The sequence below is a fragment of the Lacrimispora sp. genome (genome assembly GCF_031982545.1).
In the GTDB taxonomy this organism is placed as follows: Bacteria; Bacillota; Clostridia; order Lachnospirales; family Lachnospiraceae; genus Lacrimispora.
Window position 1 is genome coordinate 101419 of the sequence record NZ_DALYXB010000009.1, and the last position, 25512, is coordinate 126930.

27 protein-coding genes and 2 pseudogenes are annotated in these 25512 nt (G+C 39.6%); 6 read left to right on the forward strand and 23 right to left on the reverse strand.

Translation table 11 applies throughout. The features are described from left to right. The first annotated feature begins 187 nt into the window (after nt 1-187). Entirely contained in the window at nt 188-616 is a 429-nt protein-coding gene (locus tag ABS301_RS16035) for a MarR family winged helix-turn-helix transcriptional regulator (RefSeq protein WP_349673186.1), read from the forward strand. A gap of 119 nt (nt 617-735) precedes the next feature. On the opposite strand, the gene ABS301_RS16040 is transcribed toward ABS301_RS16035, so the two are convergent. Next, nucleotides 736-1620 carry an MBL fold metallo-hydrolase gene (locus ABS301_RS16040; RefSeq protein ID WP_349673187.1) on the reverse strand — a complete coding sequence of 295 codons (885 nt, stop codon included), beginning with the start codon at nt 1618-1620 and terminating at the stop codon, nt 736-738. Nucleotides 1621-1883: 263 nt separating this feature from the next. Between ABS301_RS16040 and ABS301_RS16045 the strand changes: the two genes are divergently transcribed. Together ABS301_RS16045 and ABS301_RS16050 are read left to right on the forward strand one after the other, a co-directional pair. Next, entirely contained in the window at nt 1884-2219 is a 336-nt protein-coding gene (locus ABS301_RS16045) for a winged helix-turn-helix transcriptional regulator (RefSeq protein WP_349673188.1), read from the forward strand. 312 nt (nt 2220-2531) lie between these two features. Beyond that, nucleotides 2532-3164, forward strand: a complete 633-nt coding sequence (locus ABS301_RS16050) for an NAD(P)-dependent oxidoreductase (protein ID WP_349673189.1) — start codon at nt 2532-2534, stop codon at nt 3162-3164. Between the two features lie 93 nt (nt 3165-3257). Here the strand turns inward: ABS301_RS16050 and ABS301_RS16055 are convergent, their stop codons facing one another. Then, entirely contained in the window at nt 3258-4166 is a 909-nt protein-coding gene (locus ABS301_RS16055; RefSeq protein ID WP_349673190.1) for a PHP domain-containing protein, read from the reverse strand. Nucleotides 4167-4517: 351 nt separating this feature from the next. Here ABS301_RS16055 and ABS301_RS16060 point away from each other — a divergent pair, with 351 nt between their 5' ends. Continuing rightward, nucleotides 4518-5405, forward strand: a complete 888-nt coding sequence (locus ABS301_RS16060) for a helix-turn-helix domain-containing protein (protein WP_349673191.1) — start codon at nt 4518-4520, stop codon at nt 5403-5405. Nucleotides 5406-5524: 119 nt separating this feature from the next. Here ABS301_RS16060 and ABS301_RS16065 read toward each other — a convergent pair whose 3' ends face one another. The 3 genes from ABS301_RS16065 to ABS301_RS16075 all read right to left on the reverse strand — a co-directional run bounded on the left by ABS301_RS16065 (nt 5525) and on the right by ABS301_RS16075 (nt 8352). After that, nucleotides 5525-6370, reverse strand: a complete 846-nt coding sequence (locus ABS301_RS16065; protein ID WP_349673192.1) for a Cof-type HAD-IIB family hydrolase — start codon at nt 6368-6370, stop codon at nt 5525-5527. A gap of 103 nt (nt 6371-6473) precedes the next feature. Further along, nucleotides 6474-7097: a sugar O-acetyltransferase gene (locus ABS301_RS16070; protein WP_349673193.1), complete on the reverse strand. Its 624-nt coding sequence runs from the start codon at nt 7095-7097 to the stop codon at nt 6474-6476. A 277-nt stretch (nt 7098-7374) separates the two neighbouring features. Further along, nucleotides 7375-8352 carry an NADP-dependent oxidoreductase gene (locus tag ABS301_RS16075; protein ID WP_349673194.1) on the reverse strand — a complete coding sequence of 326 codons (978 nt, stop codon included), beginning with the start codon at nt 8350-8352 and terminating at the stop codon, nt 7375-7377. Between the two features lie 161 nt (nt 8353-8513). On the opposite strand from ABS301_RS16075, the gene ABS301_RS16080 reads away from it, so the two are divergent. Further along, a complete protein-coding gene (locus tag ABS301_RS16080) occupies nt 8514-9068 on the forward strand; it encodes a TetR/AcrR family transcriptional regulator (RefSeq protein WP_349673195.1) in 555 nt (184 codons plus the stop codon). Between the two features lie 249 nt (nt 9069-9317). On the opposite strand, the gene ABS301_RS25805 is transcribed toward ABS301_RS16080, so the two are convergent. From ABS301_RS25805 to ABS301_RS25810, 5 genes are all read right to left on the reverse strand, one after another. Then, entirely contained in the window at nt 9318-9971 is a 654-nt protein-coding gene (locus tag ABS301_RS25805; RefSeq protein WP_502877976.1) for a carbohydrate-binding protein, read from the reverse strand. Between the two features lie 106 nt (nt 9972-10077). Then, on the reverse strand, nt 10078-10515 hold the full coding sequence (locus ABS301_RS16085; RefSeq protein WP_502877971.1) for a family 43 glycosylhydrolase: 438 nt from the start codon (nt 10513-10515) through the stop codon (nt 10078-10080). A gap of 21 nt (nt 10516-10536) precedes the next feature. Further along, nucleotides 10537-13887, reverse strand: coding sequence for a carbohydrate-binding protein (locus tag ABS301_RS16090; RefSeq protein ID WP_349673197.1), 3351 nt, complete (start codon nt 13885-13887; stop codon nt 10537-10539). Between the two features lie 115 nt (nt 13888-14002). Further along, entirely contained in the window at nt 14003-16087 is a 2085-nt protein-coding gene (locus ABS301_RS16095; RefSeq protein WP_349673198.1) for a sialate O-acetylesterase, read from the reverse strand. A 16-nt stretch (nt 16088-16103) separates the two neighbouring features. Further along, nucleotides 16104-16403, reverse strand: a complete 300-nt coding sequence (locus ABS301_RS25810; protein WP_502877972.1) for a glycoside hydrolase family protein — start codon at nt 16401-16403, stop codon at nt 16104-16106. Between the two features lie 345 nt (nt 16404-16748). On the opposite strand from ABS301_RS25810, the gene ABS301_RS16100 reads away from it, so the two are divergent. Next, on the forward strand, nt 16749-17024 hold the full coding sequence (locus ABS301_RS16100) for a hypothetical protein (RefSeq protein ID WP_349673199.1): 276 nt from the start codon (nt 16749-16751) through the stop codon (nt 17022-17024). 260 nt (nt 17025-17284) lie between these two features. On the opposite strand, the gene ABS301_RS16105 is transcribed toward ABS301_RS16100, so the two are convergent. The 13 genes and pseudogenes from ABS301_RS16105 to ABS301_RS16165 form a co-directional block, all read right to left on the reverse strand. Next, entirely contained in the window at nt 17285-18301 is a 1017-nt protein-coding gene (locus ABS301_RS16105; RefSeq protein WP_349673200.1) for an oxidoreductase, read from the reverse strand. Between the two features lie 260 nt (nt 18302-18561). Then, a pseudogene (locus ABS301_RS16110) lies at nt 18562-18804 on the reverse strand (recombinase family protein); the annotation flags it as partial. Between the two features lie 579 nt (nt 18805-19383). Further along, on the reverse strand, nt 19384-19545 hold the full coding sequence (locus ABS301_RS16115; protein WP_349673201.1) for a hypothetical protein: 162 nt from the start codon (nt 19543-19545) through the stop codon (nt 19384-19386). 20 nt (nt 19546-19565) lie between these two features. Beyond that, nucleotides 19566-19952 carry a MerR family transcriptional regulator gene (locus ABS301_RS16120; RefSeq protein ID WP_349673202.1) on the reverse strand — a complete coding sequence of 129 codons (387 nt, stop codon included), beginning with the start codon at nt 19950-19952 and terminating at the stop codon, nt 19566-19568. 98 nt (nt 19953-20050) lie between these two features. Continuing rightward, nucleotides 20051-20461, reverse strand: a complete 411-nt coding sequence (locus ABS301_RS16125) for a DUF4405 domain-containing protein (RefSeq protein WP_349673203.1) — start codon at nt 20459-20461, stop codon at nt 20051-20053. A 92-nt stretch (nt 20462-20553) separates the two neighbouring features. After that, a complete protein-coding gene (locus ABS301_RS16130) occupies nt 20554-20799 on the reverse strand; it encodes a hypothetical protein (RefSeq protein ID WP_349673204.1) in 246 nt (81 codons plus the stop codon). A 29-nt stretch (nt 20800-20828) separates the two neighbouring features. Then, nucleotides 20829-21044: a flavodoxin gene (locus ABS301_RS16135; RefSeq protein ID WP_349673205.1), complete on the reverse strand. Its 216-nt coding sequence runs from the start codon at nt 21042-21044 to the stop codon at nt 20829-20831. Next, nucleotides 21031-21162 (reverse strand): hypothetical protein, encoded by a 132-nt coding sequence (locus ABS301_RS16140; RefSeq protein WP_349673206.1) that lies wholly within the window; start codon nt 21160-21162, stop codon nt 21031-21033. The genes ABS301_RS16135 and ABS301_RS16140 overlap by 14 nt, the downstream gene beginning before the upstream one ends. A 56-nt stretch (nt 21163-21218) precedes the next feature. Next, a complete protein-coding gene (locus tag ABS301_RS16145) occupies nt 21219-22388 on the reverse strand; it encodes an iron-containing alcohol dehydrogenase (RefSeq protein WP_349673207.1) in 1170 nt (389 codons plus the stop codon). A gap of 21 nt (nt 22389-22409) precedes the next feature. Further along, nucleotides 22410-23528 (reverse strand): aldo/keto reductase, encoded by a 1119-nt coding sequence (locus ABS301_RS16150; protein WP_349673208.1) that lies wholly within the window; start codon nt 23526-23528, stop codon nt 22410-22412. 28 nt (nt 23529-23556) lie between these two features. Further along, a complete protein-coding gene (locus ABS301_RS16155) occupies nt 23557-24666 on the reverse strand; it encodes an aldo/keto reductase (RefSeq protein WP_349673209.1) in 1110 nt (369 codons plus the stop codon). Nucleotides 24667-24684: 18 nt separating this feature from the next. Then, nucleotides 24685-24965 (reverse strand): annotated as a pseudogene (locus ABS301_RS16160) (flavodoxin family protein); the annotation flags it as partial. A gap of 30 nt (nt 24966-24995) precedes the next feature. Then, nucleotides 24996-25499: a flavodoxin gene (locus ABS301_RS16165; RefSeq protein WP_349673210.1), complete on the reverse strand. Its 504-nt coding sequence runs from the start codon at nt 25497-25499 to the stop codon at nt 24996-24998. Nucleotides 25500-25512: the final 13 nt, after the last annotated feature.

A 25512-nucleotide genomic window follows, 5' to 3' on the forward strand; every position in this document is an offset into this window, starting at 1 on the left:
TCCTAGCGCTAAACACAAAGTTTTATTGCTGTGTATGGTACAGTTCAGTTACTTGACAGAAACCAGAATTTCAAATATACTTGATATATGTTAACTATATTATATTACTTGATATATGTCAAGTACATTTAATTGAGGTAAATTTATGGATGAAAATAACATTGTTTCACAACCGAATTCGTCACGAATGCAACTCGAACTAAACCTTGGCAATCAGCTCAATGTACTGCTTAGTGCATCCCATGCGTTAAATGTAAGAACGGCAGCCATTTTTGATCCGACATTACAACCGGCTGCTTTCCTAATTGTCCGCTGGCTTCTGTCCAACGGACCGGCATCTGCTACTCTTTTAGCCGAATCCACCGCTATGGACCGAAGTTCCGTAAGCCGGCTTGTTGTTCAGCTGAAACACTTAGGTTATGTAAAAAGTGAGACTCACCCGGAAGACCGCCGCGGAGTTTTGTTATCATTAACGGAACTGGGTAGTGGAAAAGCGCTGAAAGCTATTAAGGATAAAGAAGAAGAGTTTTATAAACGCATTTCAAAATGGGAAGATTCAGACCTTGAAACATTTGTTTACATGCTCAGGTGTTTTAACGGATATGAGTCCAAATAGATGGTTGCTATGCCCTGGATTTATGAAGTGTACTGACCCTATAAATTAAAATTCAAGCCACAAGCAATCATGCCTGCGGCTTATTTTATTAATAAAGCTAGTCTTCACTTATTGTTTGATTATAAATCCATTCGTACCACTTTGTGTCCTAAAAATTCCTCAAGTCTCTTATCGGAGTATTGGATATTAACTGTTTTATAGATATGCTGGTATCCGCTGCCTAAAGGCCCTCGGTTAAACGGTTTATCCGCTAAATAATTCTGCTGAAATTCTCCCGAAAAACATTCAATGTATGCGTCGACATAATCTATTGTGATTGGGAACGTCCCATGGGCACTATAAATATCTTTGATATCATTTTCTAATTGTTTTATCTTTTTCCAGCTGTCGAGTGCCATGGAAAATGGTGCGTTTCTATCGGATTCAAAAAAGTAAATGATCACATAATCACAAATCATATCTCCTGAAAAAAGTCTCTTTTTTTCCCTATCCAGCAGCATGATATGCCCATAAGAATGCCCTGGTGTAACTATCACTTCCAAAGTTTTTCCGCCTAAGTCAAACAATCCCCCATCCTTTACAAAATGCGGAGTCAGGATTCGAAGCAGACTCCTTTCAGCGAATGCCTTGCTATCGAAATATTCAATGGCTTCAGGCTTGTTTTCCTTCAGAAAATTCACTCCCATCTCAGCAATGAACTGTCTTTCCTGTTTTGTGTCAAAGCCTATAATCTGACCATAATCAGGCTGGTACAGCCATATATCTCCAAAATATTCGCTTCCATAGCTGTGGTCAGGATCACCATGAGTCAATACCAGCATTACTGGCAGACTCGTTATACTTCGTATCATAGGCCTGATGTCCTCAAATCCATAACCAGCATCAATTAAGATCGCTTTTTTTTGCCCTAGAACAAGATAAAAATGCACAAGTTCAGCTTGAGTAATGACATATAAATCATCGTCCAGTTTTTTTACCTTACAAAAATTTGTTGATGTAATCATGATTATCACCTTCCTGCCACATAATTGCCTGATCACTAACACAGATGGTGCGGCGCTATATAAATGTTATCGATATACACATTCTATATTTGCACAATAATTATATCAAGTACTATAATTTTTAATATATACTATTGAAAATGATAGTATATAATTTTGTATTCTTCTATCTTTACTTTTGAATCATACAATGTATAATAATTATTAAGAAGTACCATGTTATTTGATTGGTACTATTAAATATGATAGTAATGAGGTGGCATATGGAAAAAATGTCTGAAGATGATTATGTAGAAAATTGTCCAATATCTGGTGTGCAAAAGATAGTCCGTGGAAAGTGGACCATGGTTATCGTGTTTTTTTTAAGCCAGGGTACTTTGAGATTTGGGGAACTTAGCAGGAAAATGCCACAGGTGACACAGGCTAATCTAACGAAAGAGCTTCGAATGCTGGAAGAATACAAGCTTATTCACAGAGAAATTTATAAAGAGGTTCCTCCTAAAGTAGAATATTCATTAACAGAGTTGGGTGTAAAGTTTTTACCAGTGCTGAAATCCCTGGAAAAATGGGCAACCGAATACGAAAAAATGTTAAAGTAGTCGAATACAGACCAGAAGGTAATTCCTGTTTTCTACGAGATAGGGACGACTACCAATCTAAAATTCACATGTAACTTCATTATTGAACATTCCCCTTTTTGGGGAACTTCTTTTTGCTTATCAGGGAATACGCCTGTATTCTTCTGACATTCTAAGCTCTTGCTTTCTTTATCATCTTCTTACTTTCATTCCATACTGCACATTATTACTATCATTTTTAATAGTATCTATCAAATATTATTGTACTTGTAAATAATTATTATACCTAGTAATATTATCGGTATAGCGACAAATTGAATAGGAGGCAATTATATGAAAGTTATAATATTTGGTGCATCAGGTGGCATCGGCAAATTTGCCGCACAACATGCCCTTGAAAAAGGTTATGAAGTAAAAGCATTCCTTCGCAATCCATCGAAATTGACAATCAAACATGAAAATCTAACCACTATACAAGGTGAAATTAATAATTATAACGATATAAAAGATGCTATATCCGATTGTGGTGCTGTCATCTGGTGCGTTGGTATCCCTATGAAAAGATATAAACATATGGATTCTCTTGAAGGTCATAAGAACCTTCTTAAAGCTATGAATGAATATGGTATTAGACGTCTCATTGATTGGTCTACTCCAAGTGTTCGTTTTAAAAAAGATAAAAAGTCCTTAAGTACCATCGTTCCAGGATTCCTGGCCGGTATCTTATTTCCAACGGCTAAAAAAGAACTAATATCTATCGCAGATATGATTACCGCATCTAATCTGAACTGGACAATTGTTCGCTTTATGGCTCCAAAAGACACATCATTTACCGGTAACGTTAAAGTAGGATTCGGTGAAACAAAAATGAATTTTAATATTTCAAGAGAAGATATCGGTGCTTTTATGGTAGAACAATTAAGCAACAAAAGCTATGAATATTCAATGCCAATTATAGGTAGTTAAACAAAGGAGCTGGATCGAGTGGGTAAACCTCAGAAACAATTTTCTGAGGTTTTTCCTCTCACAAAACCACACGATCCCTGAATTATAATCCTTTCAGAAATTCTGCTCAAAGCTATATGTCTGATCGACCGCACTACAATAACCTAACTTAATCATTGGTTTTGCTTTACCGTGGAAATTGCTACCCCTCGTAAAAAATAAATCAAACTGTTTTACCTTATCACAAAACCATTTGGCAGTCTCAGGCGTATGATAACTGCTGTATGCTTCTATTCCATTAAGCCCCAGAGGAATCAATTGATCTATCATCTCAAAATTCCCTTTTAAATTAATTCCCGGATGAGCCAATACAGATTTTCCACCATTACGATGTATTATATCTATAACATCCCTCATATCAGGAAATGTCATTACAACATAACAGGGTTTTTCTGGTAAAAAGTAATCCCTCTGGAAATTAACATAGGGATTATCACTCCGGTTACCGTTCTCTCTATAGGGCCGCAGAAGGTCACATTCAAGATATTTTTCATTTGTCAGCAAGGCTTCAGCGAAATCCTCTCCCATCCACTGTTCACTCCAATAGCGTCCGTCAGTTACTGCTCTGAGATCTGTTTCTGTTAGGTCAAAGCCCATCTGATTTATCAATCGAAGTCTTTTTTTTGAAACATTAACATATTGTTTTCTCATGTTCTGTTCAATGCATTCGAAATCAGGACTATCAAGTTTAATATCATAGCCCAGGACCTGAAAATTAATGTTCTTAAAAGTACAGTCTATTTCGATAGCTGAATAGCATCTTATGCGTTCACACTTAGCTTTATCCATAGCTTCCTGAGAACCTTTTACACAGTTATGATCGGATATTGCCATCATGCGGACACCTGCATCCTTACACATTTGAATTAACTCAGCAGGAGTGTATTCACCGTTTTCGCTGTAACAGGAATGAATATGTAAGTCTACAAAATAGAAATCATTCATATTTACCTCTATATTCATCAATTTACCTCCGATAATATGATAAAAAGAAAACCGATTGAACTATGGGGTCTCCGGAATATAAACACTTAAAATTATTTTTTATTTTCTTCACTTTCATACTGATATAAATTGTGGATAAATCTTTCATACTGCCGATTTGCATATCTGTGAGTTTGGGGCATATCAACCACTTTCCGTACAACAAAATAAATAACAAACAAAAATAACAGTCCTAAAATTACCTGAGCGATCACAGACATATGATATAAAACCTCCTTTTTAACTATCAAAATTATACATTATTTGGCTTGCATTTGCCCACAAAATCGTTTATATTAATATCAAAATCATATATTATGAGGTGTTATTATGATTTCTGCGCTTGAGATATTTTCAGATTTATCAGAACGATTAAGGTATAATATACCAAATTTTCCGCTTTATGTGCGTAAAGGTACGCTGCATCAATTTGATCGATATACAGCCGCATGTCATTGGCATCCCGATTTAGAGTTTATTTTAATACAGGATGGCGAAATGGACTATTTTATAAACGGACAAATCGTAACCATTGGTGCAGGTAATGGCATTTTTATTAACAGCAAACGTATGCATTATGGGTTCTCAACCGATAGAACCGATTGCTCTTATATTGTGGTAACTGTCCATCCTGTACTGCTTGGTGCAGGTACACTTGCAGGTAAAGCGTATCTGGATGATATATTTGGTTTGGATACCGACAATTATCTATCGTTGACACCCCAAAGCCCGTGGCAGAGGGATGCGTTGCTTCTACTCACTCAAATATATGATGAAATGCACAGTGGAAAAGAAAATTTACTTCATCTATTGTCTCAGGCAGTCTCACTCTGTGATTGTATTGGAGATCATATAAAACAAAATTCCAGTCATAATGCCGATGAACAATCCTGGCTGTTGCTCAGTGAGATGACCGGATATATTCATCAGCATTATGATTTTAAGATAACTATTGATGATATAGCGGCTGCAGGTACGGTATGCAGAAGCAGATGTTGTGAACTGTTTAAGAAATATATTGGTCAGACACCAAATAATTATCTGATCCAATATCGCCTCTCAAAAAGCTGTGAGATGCTGCGGGAAACCAACATACCTATCTGTGAGATAGCAATTGCATGCGGTTTTCAAACTGCAAGTTATTTTTCATATGTTTTTCGTAAAGAAACATGCGTAATGCCACAAAATTTTCGTAAGCAGACCATACCAACAGACTGACTATGATTCTGTGGGAGTGAAATGGCATTTGTTTACTGGCTTTAGCCCATAAAAAAAGCAGATCCTCTTCGACTATACTTGAAGAGATCTGCAATTTCTTTTTTTAAGGTAATTACGCTTTAAACTAACCCCGGTATGTGTTTATAAAGCGAAACGGCGATCCCATCTTCTTCATTAGACAAAGTAATCTCATCCGCAGCCTCTTTCAGTTCTTCTGCCGCATTATCCATAGCCACACCAATCCCCGCATATTGAATCATAGTTCTATCGTTCTGGCCGTCACCAAATGCAATTATCTCATCCTGCCGATACCCCATAGGATTCAGTACTGCTTCCAGTGCTTTTGCCTTATCAATTCCCCGGGCTGTAAATTCAAAATAAAAGGGGGCCGTAAACATACAACTTAATGTGTCTTTAAACGGTTCCATCATCTCCAGATAATGCTCTTTCAGATAAAGGGTATCTCCGGCTGTCAGAATCTTGTTGAGAGGATAATCCGCAAACGAAGCCAGATCATCCATTTCGCAAAGTTTATACTTTCCACCACGCGACTCATATTGAATGATGTTAATCTCCTGCTCTCCATTTTTAATCATACAGTCATAAACATCGTTGACATACATATAGTTTCCTTTGTCTATCATCGGCCGGACATTAAAACCTTTCATATGTTCTAACACGGCTTTTCCCTGCTCCACAGTCATTGTTTCATTAAACAGCACTTTCCCTGTCTGACAATCTGTCACCCTGGACCCGTTAAAAGAAACAAGTAATCCGTGATGCCTGCTCATCTCCAGTTCCTTTGCAAAATCAATCAACCCCCTGTCAGGTCTTCCTGAAGCCAAAATCAACTTTACGCCTTTTTCCTGTGCTTTTTTTAATGCGGCCTTTGTTTTGAGGGTGATCTCCTTTTTGTGATTGGTCATTGTGCCGTCTACATCCATAACAATTACTCTAATACTCATTTCTATCACTCTTCCATGGAATCAATCAGCTATATCAATTCCGTCCCTTTCTATTACTTTAAATCTTACTGACGATTATATCTAATACATGCAATAAGATACATCACCCCCTAAGCCGTGCTTCTTCCAATAAATCTTCATCTGTTATTTCGTTGTCTTTATAATAATATTTCATGTCATGCTCGTCGATTTCCCGGATAACCCTGCATGGATTACCAACTGCAACGGAACTCTTTGGAACATCTTTTGTAATAACACTACCGGCACCTATCACACTGTTTTCACCTATTGTAACACCAGGGCAGATTATGGTCCCCGCTCCAATCCAGCAATTATCTTCGATAACAACAGGTTGGGCATACATATATTCACGCATATCAGGACGAATCGGATGCCCCACCGTTGCGATGGTTACAGTTGGTCCAAACATTACCTTCTTCCCAATTATAATTTTTCCGTCATCCACAAAATTACAATTAAAATTGATATATGAGCCGTCTCCAATAGTAATGTTCGTCCCATAGCAACAATAAAATGGCGGCTCGATCCATACTTTTATTTCTTTTCCAAACAGCTTGTTCATTAACTCCTGACGAAGCTTTAGATTATCGGGTTTACTTTCATTAAATGCGGTCATATACATTTTACAATTCAGTCGATCCTCTGGTAAGCCTTCACAATAATCCGTAAACAGTTTTCCGGATACAATTCTTTCTCTCATTGTCATAATTGATCTCTCCCTCTCCCCACTCTTTTGTATTGTTCTACTGCCTATAAACTGTCATTTCAACGATTTTTTTAATCAGATTAATGTCTTCTTACTTTTAATAGTCATGATTTTATTATAGTATATAATAAATTAATTTTCCTTCAAAATCATATCTATTTCTATAACAATCGTATATATTGCACAATCGGACGGCAAATATGTTTTTCAACTTCTGTATCCTGTTTATTTATCATAAGGAACCTCACTCCAATTATTTATTTGTTCTATAACCATATTAAATTTTCTTCGAAATTACTATTTTCCCACGTTTTGGGGACTGTTCACTTTTACGGTATGCCTGGTATAGACCTTGAGCAGTAAATGGATAAACTCCATCTACATGAATTTTGAATTTTTTGTCCTGTATTTTACGGACAATAGATTCCAGATCAGCACGCTTAGGCCTTCCTTGAAAAAAGATTGAATCTATCTCTCGAACCTTTTGACATTGTCCAATAGCAAATGCAACGATTGAAACATATTTACCAGCATTTTTCAGCACAGCATAGCTTTTATTTCCCACTTCTCCTGGCAGTCCTGTTTCAAATGTGGATTTTTCCCCGATTGTGTCCAAAACAATATCTACAGGTTCGGTAATTTTATTTACTAAATCATCTTTTGTGTAATCAATTACCTCATCTGCACCTAATTCCATGACGAATTGACGATTGTATTCCCTCGCCGTTGTAATTACATACGCTCCATGCTGCTTTGCTAATTGAATTGCTGCATGGCCTACACCCCCTGATCCGCCATGAATTAAAATACGTTGACCCTGTTGAAGTTTTCCATGTTCAAACAGAGCCTGCCACGCCGTTAATGTAACTGTAGGTATAGCACCAGCCTCTTCGAAGGAAAGACTTTCCGGAATGGCAGCAAGGCTGTCTTCTTCCACGACAACGTAATCCATGTAGGAACCTGCGGGAACCATTCCCATGACACGGTCACCTGGTTTAAAATGATGCACCTTATTTCCAACATCTTTTACAATACCTGCTACATCAAAACCAAGAATATAAGGAAACTGTACTTGAAACATTTTCCCCATTGGCCCCTGCTGAATCGCTCCCGAGCGTAAATGAACGTCTCCGGGATTTATGGATGAGGCATACATCTCCACAATTACCTGTGTTTCTTTTATTTCAGGAATAGTCATTTCCTGTTCCTCAAATGATTCAGGTATTCCGAAATCTGTTAGAGCAATTGCTTTCATAGTGATTCCTCCTATTTTTTATTATTTGTTGAAAATCCAACATATGTTGGTTATAATATATATTATAAAAACTTTTACTATGAATTCAATTGTTAAAACAGCCTCATTTGTTGATTATCCAACAAAATTAATAAGGTTGTTAAATAAGTTAAGGAGAACAAATGGACAGACGTATTCAAAAATCTAGGCAAGCCATCATGAATGCTTTTTTAACCCTTATGTCTGAAATGAATTTTGACAGTATTACGATTAACAAGATTGCTGATAAGGCAAATGTGAATCGTGGAACTGTTTATTTACATTTTGCAGATAAGTATGATCTTCTTGATCAATGTGTGGAAGCACATATCACGCAGTTGTTAGCAGAATGCGCTTCAAAAGAAGACGCTTCTAATTTTACTTCCAAAGCGGCAATTCTACGAACATTTGAATATCTAGAGCAGAACGCTTTTTTTTATTCTACAATGTTGATTAATAGAGGAACTCCTTCTTTTAGGAATAGTTTGCTGAAAACAATACAACATAGTCTAAGCAAACAATTTGACTCAAATCCTCTCGATTTAAATCTGAATAAGGAGATAACAGTACATTTTTTAGCCTCCGCTGCTGTAGGTTTATTGGAATGGTGGATTACTCACTCAATGCCATATCCGCCATCAGTTATGGCTGAACAATTGTGGTCATTACTGGAACGAGTTCAGCCGGTAAACCATTGACCGATTCTGCATCCATAACAAGGGCTACCGTCGCCGTTACTCTGAGAATTGATAGAAAAGGCTTCGCCGGCTAAAAATGGCCTGCCGTATTCTGTGAAATCACACAACCCGCTTTTAATCAGGCTGTTACCCCTATTTATGGTCTTCCGGCTGAGTGATAACATTCAGCTCTGCTCTGCATAAAAAAACAAAGGCACCGAAATTTTGCATTCCGATACCTTTGTTTTTTCCTCTATTAAAAGCCCAATCCTAAAAGTGTTTTTTCATCGACATTAAATCAACGGAGTCTATTTGCCCATCGGAATTTAAATCATCCACGCTTCCTGAATTACTTCCTTTACCAAATCTGAACCAGTTCAGGTTGAATAAATATCCGCTTCCTCCCGTAAATTTCAGGTATAAGTCATGCTTTCCGCTCACCCCACTAACATTGCACGTCGCAGCCGCCCAGGTCTGCCACCCCCCGGTTCCGGTAACCGGACAAGTCCCTATTAAAGTCCCGTTAAGACTATCAAGCCTGATCTCAATATTACCTCCGCTGTTGGAACTGGAGACTCTGGCCTGAAAGCTTACTGCACCATTGCCGAAATCGATATTGTTGTAAACTGCATAATCACCGTTTTCAATATACCCGACATTCTCCCCTCCTTCGCTGCAGCTTTCGGTTTGGATTCCAGACTGGGTGCTGTAGTTTTCCGCTTCTATCTGTGAAAAAGCCGATGTCTGACCAGGAGTTGCACCTGTGCCGGTGAACTTCCACCAGTTGAAGTTGAATAGAGCACCGCTTCCGCCGGTAAATTTTAAATATGGATCATGTACTCCTGTTGCACCGCTTACATTACAGGACTTCGTTATCCAGTTCTGCCAGCCTCCGGTATTTGAAACAGCACAAGTTCCCAGCAGTTTCCCTTCACATAATAGAGGTTACCGTTCCCCCAGTAGAGATACGCCTGTCCGTTGTCATCAATGAATACGGTAGGGTCGATATCCTGCGCCCCGTTATTGGTGATTAAGGTTTCCCGATAGGATCGGTGAACGGCCCGGTTGGGCTGTCTGATACTGCTACACCGATTACCCTTGCGCCCCCGGCGTTTTTCCGGGTCATCGGACCGTAGAAATAAAACTTCCCGTTCCTATTAATAACCTGGCCAGCCCATGCATCGCCTTGTGCCCAACTGAATGTGTTGTAAGACAACGGTGATCCATGATCCGTCCAGTTTTGCATCTCGGTGGATGAATAACATCTCCAGTCATTCATGGTATAAAAATTATTGACGATGGTGTCCTCGTCATGAGTGGTATACAAATAGCAAGTCCCGTTATAGACCATCGGGGCAGGATCCGCAGTATAATTCGTTTGTACGATAGGATTGTCTGCATAACACTCTGTTGAATGAAATAGGGAAATAGCCAACAGGGTAACTACAACTCTACATACTTTTTTCATAGATTTACCTTAAAACAAATGTTAATTTCCGCCCTCGTTACAAGTTTCGGTTTGGTTTCCAGACTGGTTATCGTAACTCTCTGCTTCGATCTGTGTGAAAACCGATTTCGGGCCAGGCGTTGCAGTAGGGGTTTTGGTGCCATAATCCGTAAATCCTTTCATACTCGCCATTTGTGCAAAATTCCACAGACTTGGTTTCCAAACAGTCCAATCGTGACCTCTTCCTGGAATTTTATAATAGGTGCATGGGATATTATTGCTCTTACAAAAATTTGCTATGCCGTCACTGTAAGATAAATTATCATTGGTTCCAATGCAAAGAAACAATAGCTTCATCTGCTGACGGGTAGCTGCAGGATCTGGGAACAACTTGCTGGTCGGATAGGCAACAGGTCCGCCGCCTGAAAAACCTCCGACATAGGCGAATTTGTTCATATTTGTACACCCAATATTAAATGATTGCGGACCGCCATACGAGAGACCGGCAATTGCTCTGTGAAGGCGGTCAGTATAAACGGAATAGTGTGAATCGATGTATGGGATGAGGCTGTTGAGTATATCATCCGGAAGCTTACCATCAGATATTGACGATGTATTAGCATTTGGTGTTACAATGATAAATGGCTGAATTTTTCCATCGGCAATAAGGTTGTCCAGAATGACATCGGCTGCGCCTCCGCCTGTAAACCAATCCCCTTCACTCCCGCCGTAACCGTGCAATAAATACAGAACGCTGTATTTGTTGCTTTTTGAATATCCTGGTGGCAGGTAAATTCTCGCCTTCCTCTGGCTGTTTGTTGCTGATGATTGATAAGTAATACTGTTAACCTGCCCGTGTGGAATGTTGTTCCTGGCTTGGTCATATCCTGTCGGCGGCATGGTTGGGAGCGCTTCCGCCGTCTGCCAACCGCCAGTCCCGGTGATAGAACAAGTTCCTGCTAAAGGACCAGTAAGACTGTCCAGCCTGATCTCAATATTCCCTCCACTGGCACCGCTGGCTACTCTGGCCTGGAAGCTTGCCGCTCCGGCACCGAAATTGATATTGTTGTACACGGCATAATCCCCATTTTCAATATACCCAATGTTCTGTCCTCCTTCGCTGCAGGTTTCCGCTTGTATACCCGATTGGCTGCTGAAACTCTCCGCTTCAATCTGTGAAGGCGATCCGCTTACCCGGAGCAGTGCCGCCGATTCCCCCATCTTCATGCCTTGTGAATTTACTACACACAACCGGTACGTACCGGCGACGGCTGGGGCAGTGATCGATGTGGCAGTTCCTTCCGCTTTCGTCATCGTAGATCCCTCCGCAAAACTGGTTCTTCCGGCCGGGGCAAACCATACCGTATTTGAAGAATTCCCGCTGCTCCTTATACTCATGCCGGTTCCGGCTGCAGCAGCACAACTTGCGGGGAACACATAATCCGGTGTTGGAAGCAGGTTTGCCGGGATAATATCCCTATAGGCTTCCTGGATTCCCGAATTCAGACAGGTGGTGTACTGTGCCAAAGGCCATACATTATCCGGTACGACAACCGGGGGATCAATTATACTGTTTGGAGGATTAACGCCCATTTTACTTACGGTAGCATAGGTCCGAAGTATGGTTAAATCATGTTTTTCTCCAAAATCCTCACAGTTGATGGTATACTTTACCCCCGGATCAATATCCAGTACGTTGTCGTTTTCATTGATATAGGCAGTTCCTTCATCGTTATGCAAACCATAGGTCGGACCGGAGGTTGCAGGAGGAATTCCCCTGACATAGTTCTGGTTAATGTTCGTGCCCGGCATCTGTCCGATGGTATAGATGGCTCCGCTGTCATGAAGCCTGGTTAAGGTATTAATAATCCGATTATTACTTACTGTGTTGTTTTTACAGGTAGTGGAGTCAGTAAAATTACGCCAGCCCCATCCCAAATGGATCCCATTGTATGCTGTTGATTGAACATGGTTATTCGTTATTTTGATGGTATCCACAAAGTAAGCCGTAATGGCGGCACATCCCCCAAATCCGTGAGACGTGCTTATGTTGTACAATAAATTATTGTTGATGGTGTTATTTTTACAAACCCCTTCTACTCCGGGAGCATATTTTGCATGGTTTCCACCGTCTCCGATATAAACATGCTGCGGATGCCCTACCGTGATGCCGCTTGATGTGATGTCCGTGATGTAGTTGCCGATAAGACTGGAATTTATAACATCGTTTACCATGGTAATTCCATCATTGCCGCTGTGCTTCACTGTATTTCTTATAAAGTTGATGGAATCGCTGCTGCTTACGTTGATCATTCCCGGCAATGTATCAACAAGATCATACTTGGTGTTGTGCCAATTGTCGTTATAAAAAGCAATAAATGCCTGTGCAGCCTGACAGGTGGATTTACCGTGTGAGCCTGCAACATTCACAAGGCTGTAATCCGTATTTTCAAAAGTAATGCCCTGGAAAGTAATATTCCTGACCCTGTTAGTCGTTGACGTTCCTGCAATGTCGATCAGCTTCTCTACAACAGGAGCCTCTACATCGGCTGTGGCCATATTTTCACCAGGACGGATATAGTAATAAAGCGTTTTGGCAGTCTTGTCAAAATAAAATTGTCCAGGAGAATTTAAGAATTCGAAGGCATTATAAATCGTATGGGTACCGGAAGCGCTAAAGGCTGCCCCCCACCCCGGAGTCTGTGCTATCGCCCCATAAGGCTGCTGCAAAAGAAGCACTCTGTAACTGCCGGATGTAATGACATCCCTGGTACAAACTATATTCTCATTCCAGGTAGTACCGTTTACGATCTCAAGGTCATCTTTGTTGCTGGCAATTGCCGGTACATCCGATGTATTATACTGAACCCCGTCACTCTTACTGCCGCTTGTCCATGCCCAGCTGGCCTGTCCTGCAGTTACGGAATAAGTCCCGTACCCTCCGCGGGCTGTTAAGGTTTTGCTGGTCATCGAAGCCCTCTGGTCATTCACATAAAGATTTCTCAATTTGGTCGAACGATTGAGCGCAGCCTTATAAATATTGCCGCTATGCTGAGTCCAGCCTGTAACTTTTGTTGCACCGTTCAAGACAGGCGTTTCACCTGGGTATGCCTGGTAATAGATCCTGTATCCGTTTGTTCCCGAATCCTGTGGTCCGAAAGTAACGGTACTGGTGATGCTGTAGTTTCCGCCCCGCAAATAAATATAGATATCTCCGGTCATATTGCTGTTGATCATGCGTACAGCGTCCCGCGCCTTTGCGATTGTCTGGAAGGGTGCTGCAAGCGTTCCTGGGTTGCTGTCACTTCCTGTCGGCGAAACATAATAGGTTGCCTGAGTCGCAGCAGATGCAGCTATCGGAAAGACAGTAAAAGTAATCTTCTTTTTTAACATACCCGTTTCCTCCTGGTTTTTTTTAACATGTCTTTATAGCATATGAGGTAATTTCGAAATTGTACACAGCAAGTACTTTTTAAAGACGGTAAAATCATAGGTTTTATATGCCAACTCACCAGCCGAGGGCCTGAATCATTTTTTCAGCATATCGCTTGCCCAGGGTAACTGATGAATCATGACTAAAATGGAGACGGTATTGTGTATCGCCAGGGTCTACTACCAGACCACTTGCAGAGACTACATAGCAATTCGGAATCAGGGAAGGCAGTTGGTTTACCAACTTATTGTGACCTGCACAAGGACCACTGTAAAGCAGTTCACCTGGGAGGAAAGGAACATTCCCCAGGTTTAAATCTTTTCTAAGGTCTTCCACCAGTGTTTTTACCTTGCCGGGCCAACTGGGGTCGCCGCTGTTGGATTCGCCCTGGTGAAAAATGATGCCCTCAATGACGCCTCCATTTTGCTGTGCAAGTCTTGCACGGTTGATGATCCAATTATATTTGGTGCCTCCCGATTTCATAAATGTCTCGATCTTTTCACCGCTGATCGCACAGGGTATCAGTCCGATGGTATCACCCGCCGGAACTTTCTGTATCATGGTCTTGCCAAACCAGTCCCCAGGACCGATCGCATTAAGCCAGGAAGCATGAAGAGGTGGACATGCCACATCCCACTTATTGGTTACCCGTCCGAGTGCAGCATTATTATCATACCCCAATACCAGTACGCGGGGGTCTTCCACTTTATCAGACGCTTGCGCCAACGCATAACCTGCCATATTGGATTGACCTAATAACAGAAAACAGTGGAATTTGCCTGCTTTTGATGTTAGAGTTGTTGTCGGCTCGGGTGTCTGTGAAGACGTAAGAGTAAGACCTTGTCCGTTTACAACCCCCAGGCTTTCCATACTGTATGTCGCCGTAAATTTAAACCAGTTGAGGTTGAATAGGTATCCGCTTCCGCCTGTAAATTTCAGATATACGTCATGTTTTCCGCTTGCCCCGCTGACATTGCAAGTTACATCGGTCCAAGTCTGCCAACCACTGGTTCCTGCAACCGGACAAGTACCGATCAAAGTACCGGTAATACTATCCAGCCTGATCTCAATATTACCACCACTGGTGGCGCTGGCTACTCTGGCCTGAAAGCCTGCCGCGCCGGTGCCGAAATCCATATTGCTGTAAACAGCATAATCCTCATTCTCGATATACCCCAGATTCTCCCCACCTTCGGTACAGGTCTCGGTTTGGACTCCCTTCTGGTTATCGAAACTTTCCGCTTCAATCTGTGTAAAGACCGATCTCGGATCAGGGGTTGGTGTTGGCGTGTTCTGATCTGTAAATCCTGCTGAGCACGCCATCTGGGCAAAATTCCACAGACTTGGCTTCCACACGCTCCAATCATGGCCTTTACCTGAGAGAAGCCATTCAGTGTAGCGAATATTATTGGACTTGCAATAATCTCTTACCCGATTGTTATTGGATATAAGTCCATCTGAGGTTCCGCATGAGAGAAACAGCAGTTTTGAATTTGCCTTAACCTTTGTCCCGCCGTCAGGAAACAGCTGGTTAACCTGTTTGGTGATGGGGGAGGAGGAAAAGCCACCGATATAGGGGAACTTATCCACGTTCGGCAACCCGATATTCAGCGATTGGGCACCACCCTGTGAAAGGCCGGCAATCGCCCGGTGCTGGGCATCAGTATAAACGGAATAGTGTGATTCGATATAGGGTACAAGAGAATTGATCAAATCTTTTGTGAAATTCTCCCAACCATCCCTTACTCCCGTTCCCGTAGCATTTCCGTTTGGTAATACAAGGATAAAGGGTTGAATTTTACCGGCAGCAATGAGATTGTCAAGGATGACATTGGGTGCGCCGTTGTTATACCACTCGTCTTCATTCCCGCCAATGCCATGCAATAAATACATGACGCTGTATTTTTTGTTCGTTGAATATCCTGGCGGCAGGTAAATTCTCGCCCTCCGCTGGCCGTTTGTTGCCGTGGACTGATAAGTAATATAGCTGACCTGACCGTGTGGAATGTTGGTCTTGACTTGGTCATAGCCTGATGGTGGAGAGTTTGGGAGCGTTTCCGCCGCCACTGAGCATACAGGTATTGCGAAAAGTACAGCGAGTATGGAAAATGTTCGTCTCAATTTCCTGCTTATTTCTTTCATTAAGATCTTTGATTTCATTTTTATTTCTCCTTTCTTATTGGTTGTTTATTAGGTGTTTGTGAAACGCCAAAACTTCAAGCTCTGCGTTAAGTCGCTTTACTAAGCCGGATTGTATTGATCTCCCCCCCGCTATTGTGGCAGTAAAACCGTTTACTACTTCACTTTTAACAAAGGTTCTCTTGTTGAGTGCTTTGTATAAATCATTATTAGAATTTGTGATATACACCGTTCCAGCGTTAAATGCCAAAGAAGCAACGGCATCATACTGGGTCTGCGTAAACCCAGATACTTTTGGATGTTGATTAATGCCACTTTTTATGATTATCTGCAGCAACTACCTTATGGCCATACCCAACTGTAAGGAATCCAAAGCCATCATCATAGACATCAAAACGGTATTTCTCATAAATCTTTATAAGATCTTTACCAGTAGTACTAATGTTCATAAGCGCTTATACTATTTAAAAAAGGTGCAATATTCCATTTTGTAAACTGGCAAGAAATAAATTTTAAAAGACTATTTTTATAAAAGGTGCAATTATTCTCACACCCTCTTGAAGCTTCTTTGCCACTTCGAAGATGGAGCAGCTACACTCCATGACTTTACACTTATTAAAAGCAAATATTTTAGGGATTAAAAATAACCTTTTTTCTTAATTATCATTACGGGGGGATATTTGTGCGTATAGCAATTTGTGATGATGATACTAGCATAGTCGGAAAAATTGAAATGCTTATACTTGAACATCAGCACCTGATCAATGTAAAGTTTGAAATATACGCATTTTATTCTGGTGAAGAGCTGCTCAGCTTTGTACATGCTTTAAACCTTACTTCCAATGAGCATTCTCATGCCCTCCATAGAAAAGGGCAAAAAATGAAAGGCACATTTTCAGAACTGAAAACGTACCCTTCATTTTTTGCCCTTGATTTACCAAGTGTCCCGTCCCTATGAGTTATGATTTAAGCCACAAGTTTTTATGCCTGTGGCTTAAATTTAAGTGGAGATAGTGGATTGGAACCCATAGCCTCTTTAATGCTATTCAGCATCTTCCCCGTAGATAAGGGTTGTTTTTTTATAAAAATACAACCCTGACGGGATGATATGATCACATCAGGGCTATTATTTAGTAAAACCATCAAAAGCAACTCCTACCACTTCCACACAATAAAATTTGGAGTACTTCTATCCCATATTAAATACAGGAAAAGTCGTCACTTCAAACCCTTTACCCCTGTCTCTAGTATTTCCATTTGCAATAATGTTTGTTCATCCGTGATTGTTTTATTTTTGCCGTTTACAATTGCTTCATATAAATCATCATATACCTTTCCATAATCTCCATTCACTGATTTTACTTTTTCCTCATGAATTTCTCCCTTATCATCGATATAAGTGATTATACCGTAATGATCAAGTGTATCAATGCCGAAATCCTTGTTATCGGGCATATAAAACAGCTTCAAATGCTCTTCCTGACGATCTCTTTTCTCTTTTACAAAACACCCTTTTTTCCCATATACAACAAAGCTTGGCCTGCTCTTTAATCTGAAATAACTGGATTTTACGGATACCTTTAGGACCCCATAATACAGATCCAAATCAAAATAGTCATTCATCCTGCCCTTCCCCAGCAATTGTCTCACATCATAATGAATACGATCTGGTCTGCCGAAATAGCTGATTACCTGGTCAAGAGTATGACAGCCGTGACCATATAAATATGACATGTAAGATTTAAAGCTTGCAGTAGATTCCGGTATTTCAGGCCTGAAATAATCAAAATGCATCTCTAATTCAAATAATTCACCTAATTTTCCTTCCTCAATAACTTTTTGAACGGTTAAAAAATCACTGTCAAAGCGTCTGTTTTGATAAGCTTGTACAATCAATTTTTTTTCTTTTGCCAAGGTAAATATTTCTTTTGCCTGCTCTGTTGTTTTCATAAATGGCTTCTCAACCAAGCAGTGTTTGTTATGTTCCAATACCAATTTTGTATATTCATAATGGCTGTCATGGGTCGTACACACTACGACCAATTGTATTTCTTCATCATTCAGAAGTTCATCTAAATCAGAAGTATAATATACTCCCTCAATTCTTTTCCATTTTTCATGCTCCGGGGTTCTTTGATAAATAGTTTTTACTTTTAAATTTTTTCCTTGCAGAACAAAGGGCAGATGATACCTGTTCGTACTTTTACCATTCCCAATATAACCAATTGTAAGCATAGTGCCTCCTTTAATATAATTTCTCTAAAATCACATGGTTTAAGTATCATAAATATTCACTTAACACACATATATATCATTGACGGACAAATAAACCTTTCATAATCGCTCACTCTCCCTCCGTTTTGTCTCAGCCAGCGCGGCTTACATGATCCATAATATCCATGATTTTAATAGAATCATTCCAGCTCATTATCTCACTTAGATGCCTTTCTTTACAAACCACTCCACAACAAAAGGAGTTTCGTCAGATTTTCTTCCTAGTCGATCAAACATAAACACCAGCAGAATGTCAAATTTCCCTTTTTCGCATGCTCTTTAACGAGTTGAAGTTTATCTCGATCCGCTGCACTAACCTTAAATCCGGAAACGCCGGCTTCCTGTTCTTTACGAACGATTGTCCAACCCCTGTGCTCTGCAAATTCACGGCAGGCCTTTCTCTGCATAGGTATATCTGCTTGATTTTGTTCATCACGATCTACTTGCTTGGTGGTAGAGGCTCTGTATAAACAATAAACTCTTCCAGCCTTATTATCTTACACTATTAATAGGAAAGCTATAAAAACAGTTTTTTTATCTGATATCAATATAGGATTTAGTTCTCAATCAATATACTATTTTCTCGTATCTGATATTTTTCAAAATACTCCTTTTTTTTATTTGATAAATGTCTCCAAAATAGGGATGCTGACAATATGAACCCTCAATAATATTTAACCGTTTAAATGAAAGTTCTTCCCCAACCTGTATCGTCCCTAAAGTACAGTTATAGGGACGATATTTTATAATTTGCTTATTTAGCGTCGGAACAATTACCTCTTTCTTAAATCTTTCATAATCAACATTTCCACCAATTTCATTGAGGCGCTCCAGTGTTCTTTGATGTTTTTAAAGAAAAAAATCGTCCATATGGGATAAATTACAATCAAATTCATTTTGTAGATAATATCCAAGTGTTGTCTTCCCCGAAGCACACATTCCATCAATTCCAATCAGAATAGATGAACTTTCATTTATTTTTAGCATTTCACTAATATACTCTACTATCGGAGCAAACTTGTTTTTACAAGATTGCGTTATCACTAACTTCTCTTTTCCCATATAAATACACTTTCATATTCGTTTTCTTTAAACTGATTACAATCGTAGGAACTATCCCCGGCACATGCAGCGTCACCGTCGGTAGCATAATTCCAATTGCCAAGAACAATGCTGACAAAACCAGCTTTCTTGTATTCATTCACATCCTTTATCTCTCCTAATACTATTCTTCATGCTTTTTTAAATTTTTCTCGAATTTCAGCAAACGTTCTTCATAACCCTCGATTTTCGTATCAAGATATTTTAATGTATTCCTCAATTCCTCAATTTTATCTGCAATCTGTCTTCTTTGTTCTAGTAATAATTCTTTTCTGGCGTCAATCGTATCATTTCCATGTTGAAATAAACTTACATATTCTATTAGGACTTCTATCGACAGCCCCGCACTTCTCATGCACTTGATAAAGTGTACCCAACGGCAATCTTCTTCTGTGTAATCCCGATTCCCGCTGCTGTTACGTGTTACATGAGGTATTAGTCCGATGCGTTCATAGTAACGCAAAGTGTCAGCTGTTAAATCATACTTTTTACTTACCTCTGCAATCGTCATAATCTGCTACTCCTTTTCTATATATTACTGCCCATTGTATAAGCCTCTTTCATAGTTTCACTACTAAAGATTTCACCCTTATTCCATGCGCCTGACCTTTAGTTTTTCTGCCTTTCTATGCCTTTCATAGCAATCACACCAGAAATTCCTCTAAGAATCCATGTTGTTAGACCTTTTTTGTCTTTCAGTAAATTTCTGCTAAATGCTTTCAAAATCATATTCCAGTGTAATCCTAAATGCACTGATACAAGAAGCAATGCCCACTGAGCTGCCGTAGTATGTATACTCCTACATACAAATTCGCTTTTTAAATCTAAAAAAGCAAAAATATCTCTGGATATCATTATACTGCTTCCTACCAGTACTAGCATACATAGAATGATTAAAACATTGATACTGATTGATAAAGTCCGGAACCTACTATAGCTGCCTGCCCATAGATTCTTATACCACTTTCTATTAAGAATAATATGAATGATAAAGAGTATAAATAATGAAACTCCAATCACTTCATGATATAGGTTATCCGTCAATTGATATGCAAATGCAACACCATCAATATAGTCATCGCAGTATCAAGAACTATCTGATATTTTTTCTTCTATTCCTCCTCACATTCCCCCATTTCAATTTCGAGTCCTTCTAACTCTTCAATCACAAAATCTACTCCTAACAGGCATAACTTTCCGTCAATTTTTTGAAATACAGCATTTTCACCGATGTAGTTTCCTGATTTAATTTTTATAATTTTGTCCTCCATACATTTGCATGCATCTACACCGACAAAGCAGTCGTCGCCTACAACACAATAGCACTCATCACAAAAGCATTCTATGTGGCCTTTCATCTTCATTTCCTCTTACATAAAAAATATTTCTAAATACCAAGTGAATCAATCCATTCTGTTATATCGTTCTTTGATTCACTAACCTTGGATCCGCGGATTGCCAGCCCTTCTAAAATCACAGAATCCGGACATAGTTTTTCGATATCTGAAACTCCGCTTCCAAGGCCGCTGCCCTCATGACTGCAAAATGGAATAATTGTCTTTCCTGAGAAATCATATGACTCTAAAAAACTAAAAACCGGCATTGGAATGGTACCCCACCAATTTGGATATCACACTTCTGGTTACACGCTCTTCAAAATTCAGGCGCAACCTGAAAATAACAGCAATGAATAGAACTAATATAGCCACTTTTCTTCTCATAGGCACCTTCCTCCCTTTTTAATAAGGGGGCAGATTGCGTCTGTCCCCTTTTATTCTTATATGCACATCTTAAAAATCTTTACTACATCTTCTTCATTTAATGGTTTAAATGCAAAGCCAAGACCGCCACTTGCAACTGCTTTTTTAGCCATAATTTCAAAGTTACTATCATCAATTCCAATCTCAGTAAATGTACTCTGAAGTTCTAATGTCTGGAATAAAAATTCCTTCACCATTTCGATGCTCTTCTTAGCAACTTCCATCTGCGGCAGTGATGCATCTATGCCAAACACATTACATCCGAACTGATAGAATTTGGAAACAGTTGTTTCATCTAAAGTGTATTCCAACCAGCGAGGAGTAAGAATTGCTAACCCAAGACCATGAGTGATATCATAATATGCAGAGATTTCATGCTCCATAGGATGGCAGCTCCATGCCTGTCTTTTTCCTCCATTGACAAATCCATTGATTGCCCAGGAAGATGTCCACATAAGATTTGCTCTCGCTTCATAGTTTTCCGGCTCTTTCATTGCGACAGGGGCATATTTGATGATTGTCTTCATTAATCCTTCCATAACTGTATCGAGCATATACAGATCCTGATTCATATTAAAGTAGACTTCCATGATATGATTCAACATATCTGCTGCACCGCATGCTGTCTGATATTTACTAACTGTATAAGTACTGGTTGGATCAAGGAAGGATACCTTTGGCTGCATAACCGGGAACATCAATCCAATCTTATCCTTTGTTTCCGGATTACTGATTACTCCGCCACAATCCATTTCAGAACCAGTTGCCGCCAGAGTTAAGATATTAATAATTGGAAGGCATTTTTCAACAGAAACTTTCTGCATAAGAATATTCCATGCATCTCCGTCATAAAAAGCGGCTGCACCAATAAACTTCGTACAATCTATAACAGAACCACCACCTACTGCAAGTAATACATCAATGTTTTCTTTCTTGCAGATTTCTGCACCTGCGTTTACGGATGAAACTCTTGGATTTGGTTCAATCCCAGATAATTCAAAAAGTTCTAATCCAGCATTTTTAATTTCTGCAACGACTTTGTCATAAAGTCCTGTTTTTTTGATAGATCCTCCACCATAAGTGAGAAGAACTCTTTTCCCATATTTGCTCAGTTCCTCTCCAAGATGTCCTAATTGATTTTCTCCAAAGTATACTCTTGTCGGTATATCATATATAAAATTATTCATTACTTTGTCTCCTTTTCTACTTTAATGATTATATGTTTTAAAATACTCTGCAATTTCTTTCATCCGTGCACTTTGAGATACGTGGAACGGACAGCGGCTGTCGCAATGACCGCATTCAAAGCAGGCATCCGCCTTGATATTCAATTTTTCATAATGATTTGTTGCCATTTTGTCTCCAGCAAGAGACAAATCGTAATATTTATTGATCAGCCCGATATCAATTTTCGCTGGGCACGGCTGGCAGTGATTACAGTATACACAGTTCCCAGTGTCAATGATCTCCATAAAACCACCAATAGCCGAATAATCCTTTTCCGATGCAGGTGCCTCGGAAAATTCAAGCAGTTGTTCTAAATCCATCAGGTTTCGGACTCCCGGAACAACCGTCAATACGCCGGGGCGATCAAGAGCGTATTGTATACATTGATATCTTGTCAATGATTTTCCGAAAGGGGAGGATTTTTCATCAAGAAGCTGCCCTCCGTGAAAGGGTTTCATGACGGAAATTCCTATCCCGTCCCGCTCACATCTTCGAAATAACTGGGCTCGTTCAGAGATAGAACCAATTCCATACTCATCGCCTTTTTCAAAATCATAAGCAGGATTGATGCTGAACATCATCATGTCAACCAAGCAGGTATCAATAATTCCGTTAGCAACAGCAGGTGTGTGGGAAGAAAACCCTATATGACGAACCTTTCCTTCTGCTTTTAATTCCTTCAGATAATCCAGAACTCCAGAAGTAATCAATTCATCCAGGTCGTTTTCTGTATCAACACAATGCAGAAAACCAAAGTCGGTATAATGGATTCCAAGACTTTCAAGCTCCCATTGAAAGGTATCTTTAATTTGCTTTAAATTTCTTGACCAGCCGTAATCTCCTTGGGAATTATATACAGCTCCAAAGTGAAGCTGCAAAAATACTTTCTCGCGCTGTCCAACTATGGCACGCCCAAAAGGAACATATACATTCCTGCCTCCGGCACAGAAATCAAAAAAATTAATTCCATGATCGATTGCTTTTCGGATGACCTTTTCTATTTCGACTTCACTGCATTTTTGAATTCCTCCCATACCAAGACCAAGAGTGCTGAATACTTCATTCTCTTCTCCGTGCGGAAGCTTTCTGTATTCCATCATATATTCTCCGAACTTCTTACATCAAAATTTATCTTCTTTCAAATTCTTCTGCTACAGTAACCAGCAAATCACGGATTCTCAAATGCTGAGGACAAACATGCTCGCACTTTCCACACTTAATACATTCACTGGCTTTTCCATTTTGCACCGTATGTACATTATGATAATAGTAGTCAGTATTCCAGTTATGAAATACCTTTTTCGCATTCAGGCAGGCAAATAAATCTGGAATAGCAATCTTCTTAGGGCAGTCATCGGTACAATAGCGGCATGCTGTACAGGGAATCAGATTCTGAGCCTTGAACACTTCGCATACCTTGTTTACTGCCTTTAGTTCTGTTTCAGACAGTGGATGGAAGCCTTTCATGTAACTGATGTTATCCTCCATCTGCTCCATATTGCTCATTCCTGAAAGTACCATCATAATTCCCTCAAAACCAGCAGCAAAACGAATTGCATAACTAGCTGTACTTCCACCATGAAGCGAATCTAATATCGTTTTTGCATCATCTGGAAGATTTACAAGATTACCGCCCCTCGTTGGCTCCATAACGATAACCGGTTTCCCATATTTGCGACAGACATCATAGCACTTTCTGCTTTCAACAGCCGGATCTTCATAATCTACATAATTGAATTGAATCTGAACAACTTCAATCTGGGGATACTCCGTCAGGATTTCTTCCAAAACAGAAGCCTTGTCATGAAATGAGATTCCGAAATGTCTGATTTTTCCTTCTTCTTTCAGTTCCAGTGCAGTTTCGTATGCTTCACACCTTTTAAACTTTGCAAAAATATCTTTACTTTGTGCATGCATCAGATAGATATCAAAATAATCTACACCACAGGCTTCTAACTGACTCTTAAATAACGGACGTATCTGTTCCTGTTTCTCAAAAAAGTGGGTAGATAGTTTATTCGTTAAAATATACTGTTCACGGGAATAACGCTTTGTCAGGCAATCCCTAAGTGCAGTTTCACTTTTACCACCGATATATCCATGAGCTGTGTCAAAATAGTTAAATCCATTCTCCATGAAGGTGTCAATCATAGCTGAAAATTCAGCATAATCCACTTCATTCTCTTTCATTGGCAAACGCATACATCCAAAGCCAAAATTCTTTTTTATATTTTCCATGAATAACCCCCTTGATATCTATCGAATAAAATTTGTAGAAATACGTTCTTCGCGTACTGGAAAGGAAACACCATGTTTCATGCCTATTTCTTTACAATTTAGAAACCATGCCATGTTTCTAGCCAGAGTTCTCATGATTTGCATACCTTCTTTGTCTTCACGAACTTGTTCTGGCGTGGCACCATGAACCATGTTCCAGTATCTCGATGGAATCACCGGCATCTGTGATGTAGGAAATATTTATTTATCTGGTCAAGTGTTGCTGTAGTTCCTGCTCTTCGGGCTGAAACAATTGCTGCTGCGGCAAGCCACCTCTTCTTTCAAATTACTTATATCCACTTTTCAATTGCTTTTTTTGCATTTCCTACACTGCCGCCATGAATTGCAAGTCCTTTTTCGACTTTTGCTCCAGGACATAACTTTTTAATATCACTCTCACTATGTCCCATACCGCTTCCTTCGTGAGTGCATAGTGGTTTAATGGTTTTGCCTGTAAAGTCGTATTTTTCCAGTAATGTCCATACATGCATAGGCATAGTTCCCCAGTAATTTGGGTATCCAAGATAAATCGTATCATATTCACCAATATGATCCAGAGCATTCTTAAACTCCGGTCTGGCATTTGCCCTTAAATCTCTTTGCGCTTCTTTTGTACAAGTATCGTAATCAGAATCATATTCTGTGACAGGTTCAATGTGAAAAAGATCTCCTCCTGTTAACTCCTGTATCATTTTTGCTGCAACTTCTGTATTGCCAACTGACAGGTTCTTAATTGAACCATTTACATAGTTATTTCCTTTTCTAGAAAAATAAACGATTAATTCTTTTGACATTTCATTTTTCTCC

Coding starts and splice junctions, on each gene's coding strand:
- ABS301_RS16035 (WP_349673186.1), top strand. CDS start 188: ATGCAACTCGAACTAAACCTTGGCAATCAGCTCAATGTACTGCTTAGT.
- ABS301_RS16040 (WP_349673187.1), bottom strand. CDS start 1,620: ATGATTACATCAACAAATTTTTGTAAGGTAAAAAAACTGGACGATGAT.
- ABS301_RS16045 (WP_349673188.1), top strand. CDS start 1,884: ATGGAAAAAATGTCTGAAGATGATTATGTAGAAAATTGTCCAATATCT.
- ABS301_RS16050 (WP_349673189.1), top strand. CDS start 2,532: ATGAAAGTTATAATATTTGGTGCATCAGGTGGCATCGGCAAATTTGCC.
- ABS301_RS16055 (WP_349673190.1), bottom strand. CDS start 4,166: ATGAATATAGAGGTAAATATGAATGATTTCTATTTTGTAGACTTACAT.
- ABS301_RS16060 (WP_349673191.1), top strand. CDS start 4,518: ATGATTTCTGCGCTTGAGATATTTTCAGATTTATCAGAACGATTAAGG.
- ABS301_RS16065 (WP_349673192.1), bottom strand. CDS start 6,370: ATGAGTATTAGAGTAATTGTTATGGATGTAGACGGCACAATGACCAAT.
- ABS301_RS16070 (WP_349673193.1), bottom strand. CDS start 7,097: ATGACAATGAGAGAAAGAATTGTATCCGGAAAACTGTTTACGGATTAT.
- ABS301_RS16075 (WP_349673194.1), bottom strand. CDS start 8,352: ATGAAAGCAATTGCTCTAACAGATTTCGGAATACCTGAATCATTTGAG.
- ABS301_RS16080 (WP_349673195.1), top strand. CDS start 8,514: ATGGACAGACGTATTCAAAAATCTAGGCAAGCCATCATGAATGCTTTT.
- ABS301_RS16085 (WP_502877971.1), bottom strand. CDS start 10,515: ATGAAAAAAGTATGTAGAGTTGTAGTTACCCTGTTGGCTATTTCCCTA.
- ABS301_RS16090 (WP_349673197.1), bottom strand. CDS start 13,887: ATGTTAAAAAAGAAGATTACTTTTACTGTCTTTCCGATAGCTGCATCT.
- ABS301_RS16095 (WP_349673198.1), bottom strand. CDS start 16,087: ATGAAATCAAAGATCTTAATGAAAGAAATAAGCAGGAAATTGAGACGA.
- ABS301_RS16105 (WP_349673200.1), bottom strand. CDS start 18,301: ATGCTTACAATTGGTTATATTGGGAATGGTAAAAGTACGAACAGGTAT.
- ABS301_RS16120 (WP_349673202.1), bottom strand. CDS start 19,952: ATGACGATTGCAGAGGTAAGTAAAAAGTATGATTTAACAGCTGACACT.
- ABS301_RS16130 (WP_349673204.1), bottom strand. CDS start 20,799: ATGAAAGGCCACATAGAATGCTTTTGTGATGAGTGCTATTGTGTTGTA.
- ABS301_RS16135 (WP_349673205.1), bottom strand. CDS start 21,044: ATGCCGGTTTTTAGTTTTTTAGAGTCATATGATTTCTCAGGAAAGACA.
- ABS301_RS16140 (WP_349673206.1), bottom strand. CDS start 21,162: ATGAGAAGAAAAGTGGCTATATTAGTTCTATTCATTGCTGTTATTTTC.
- ABS301_RS16145 (WP_349673207.1), bottom strand. CDS start 22,388: ATGAATAATTTTATATATGATATACCGACAAGAGTATACTTTGGAGAA.
- ABS301_RS16150 (WP_349673208.1), bottom strand. CDS start 23,528: ATGATGGAATACAGAAAGCTTCCGCACGGAGAAGAGAATGAAGTATTC.
- ABS301_RS16155 (WP_349673209.1), bottom strand. CDS start 24,666: ATGGAAAATATAAAAAAGAATTTTGGCTTTGGATGTATGCGTTTGCCA.
- ABS301_RS16165 (WP_349673210.1), bottom strand. CDS start 25,499: ATGTCAAAAGAATTAATCGTTTATTTTTCTAGAAAAGGAAATAACTAT.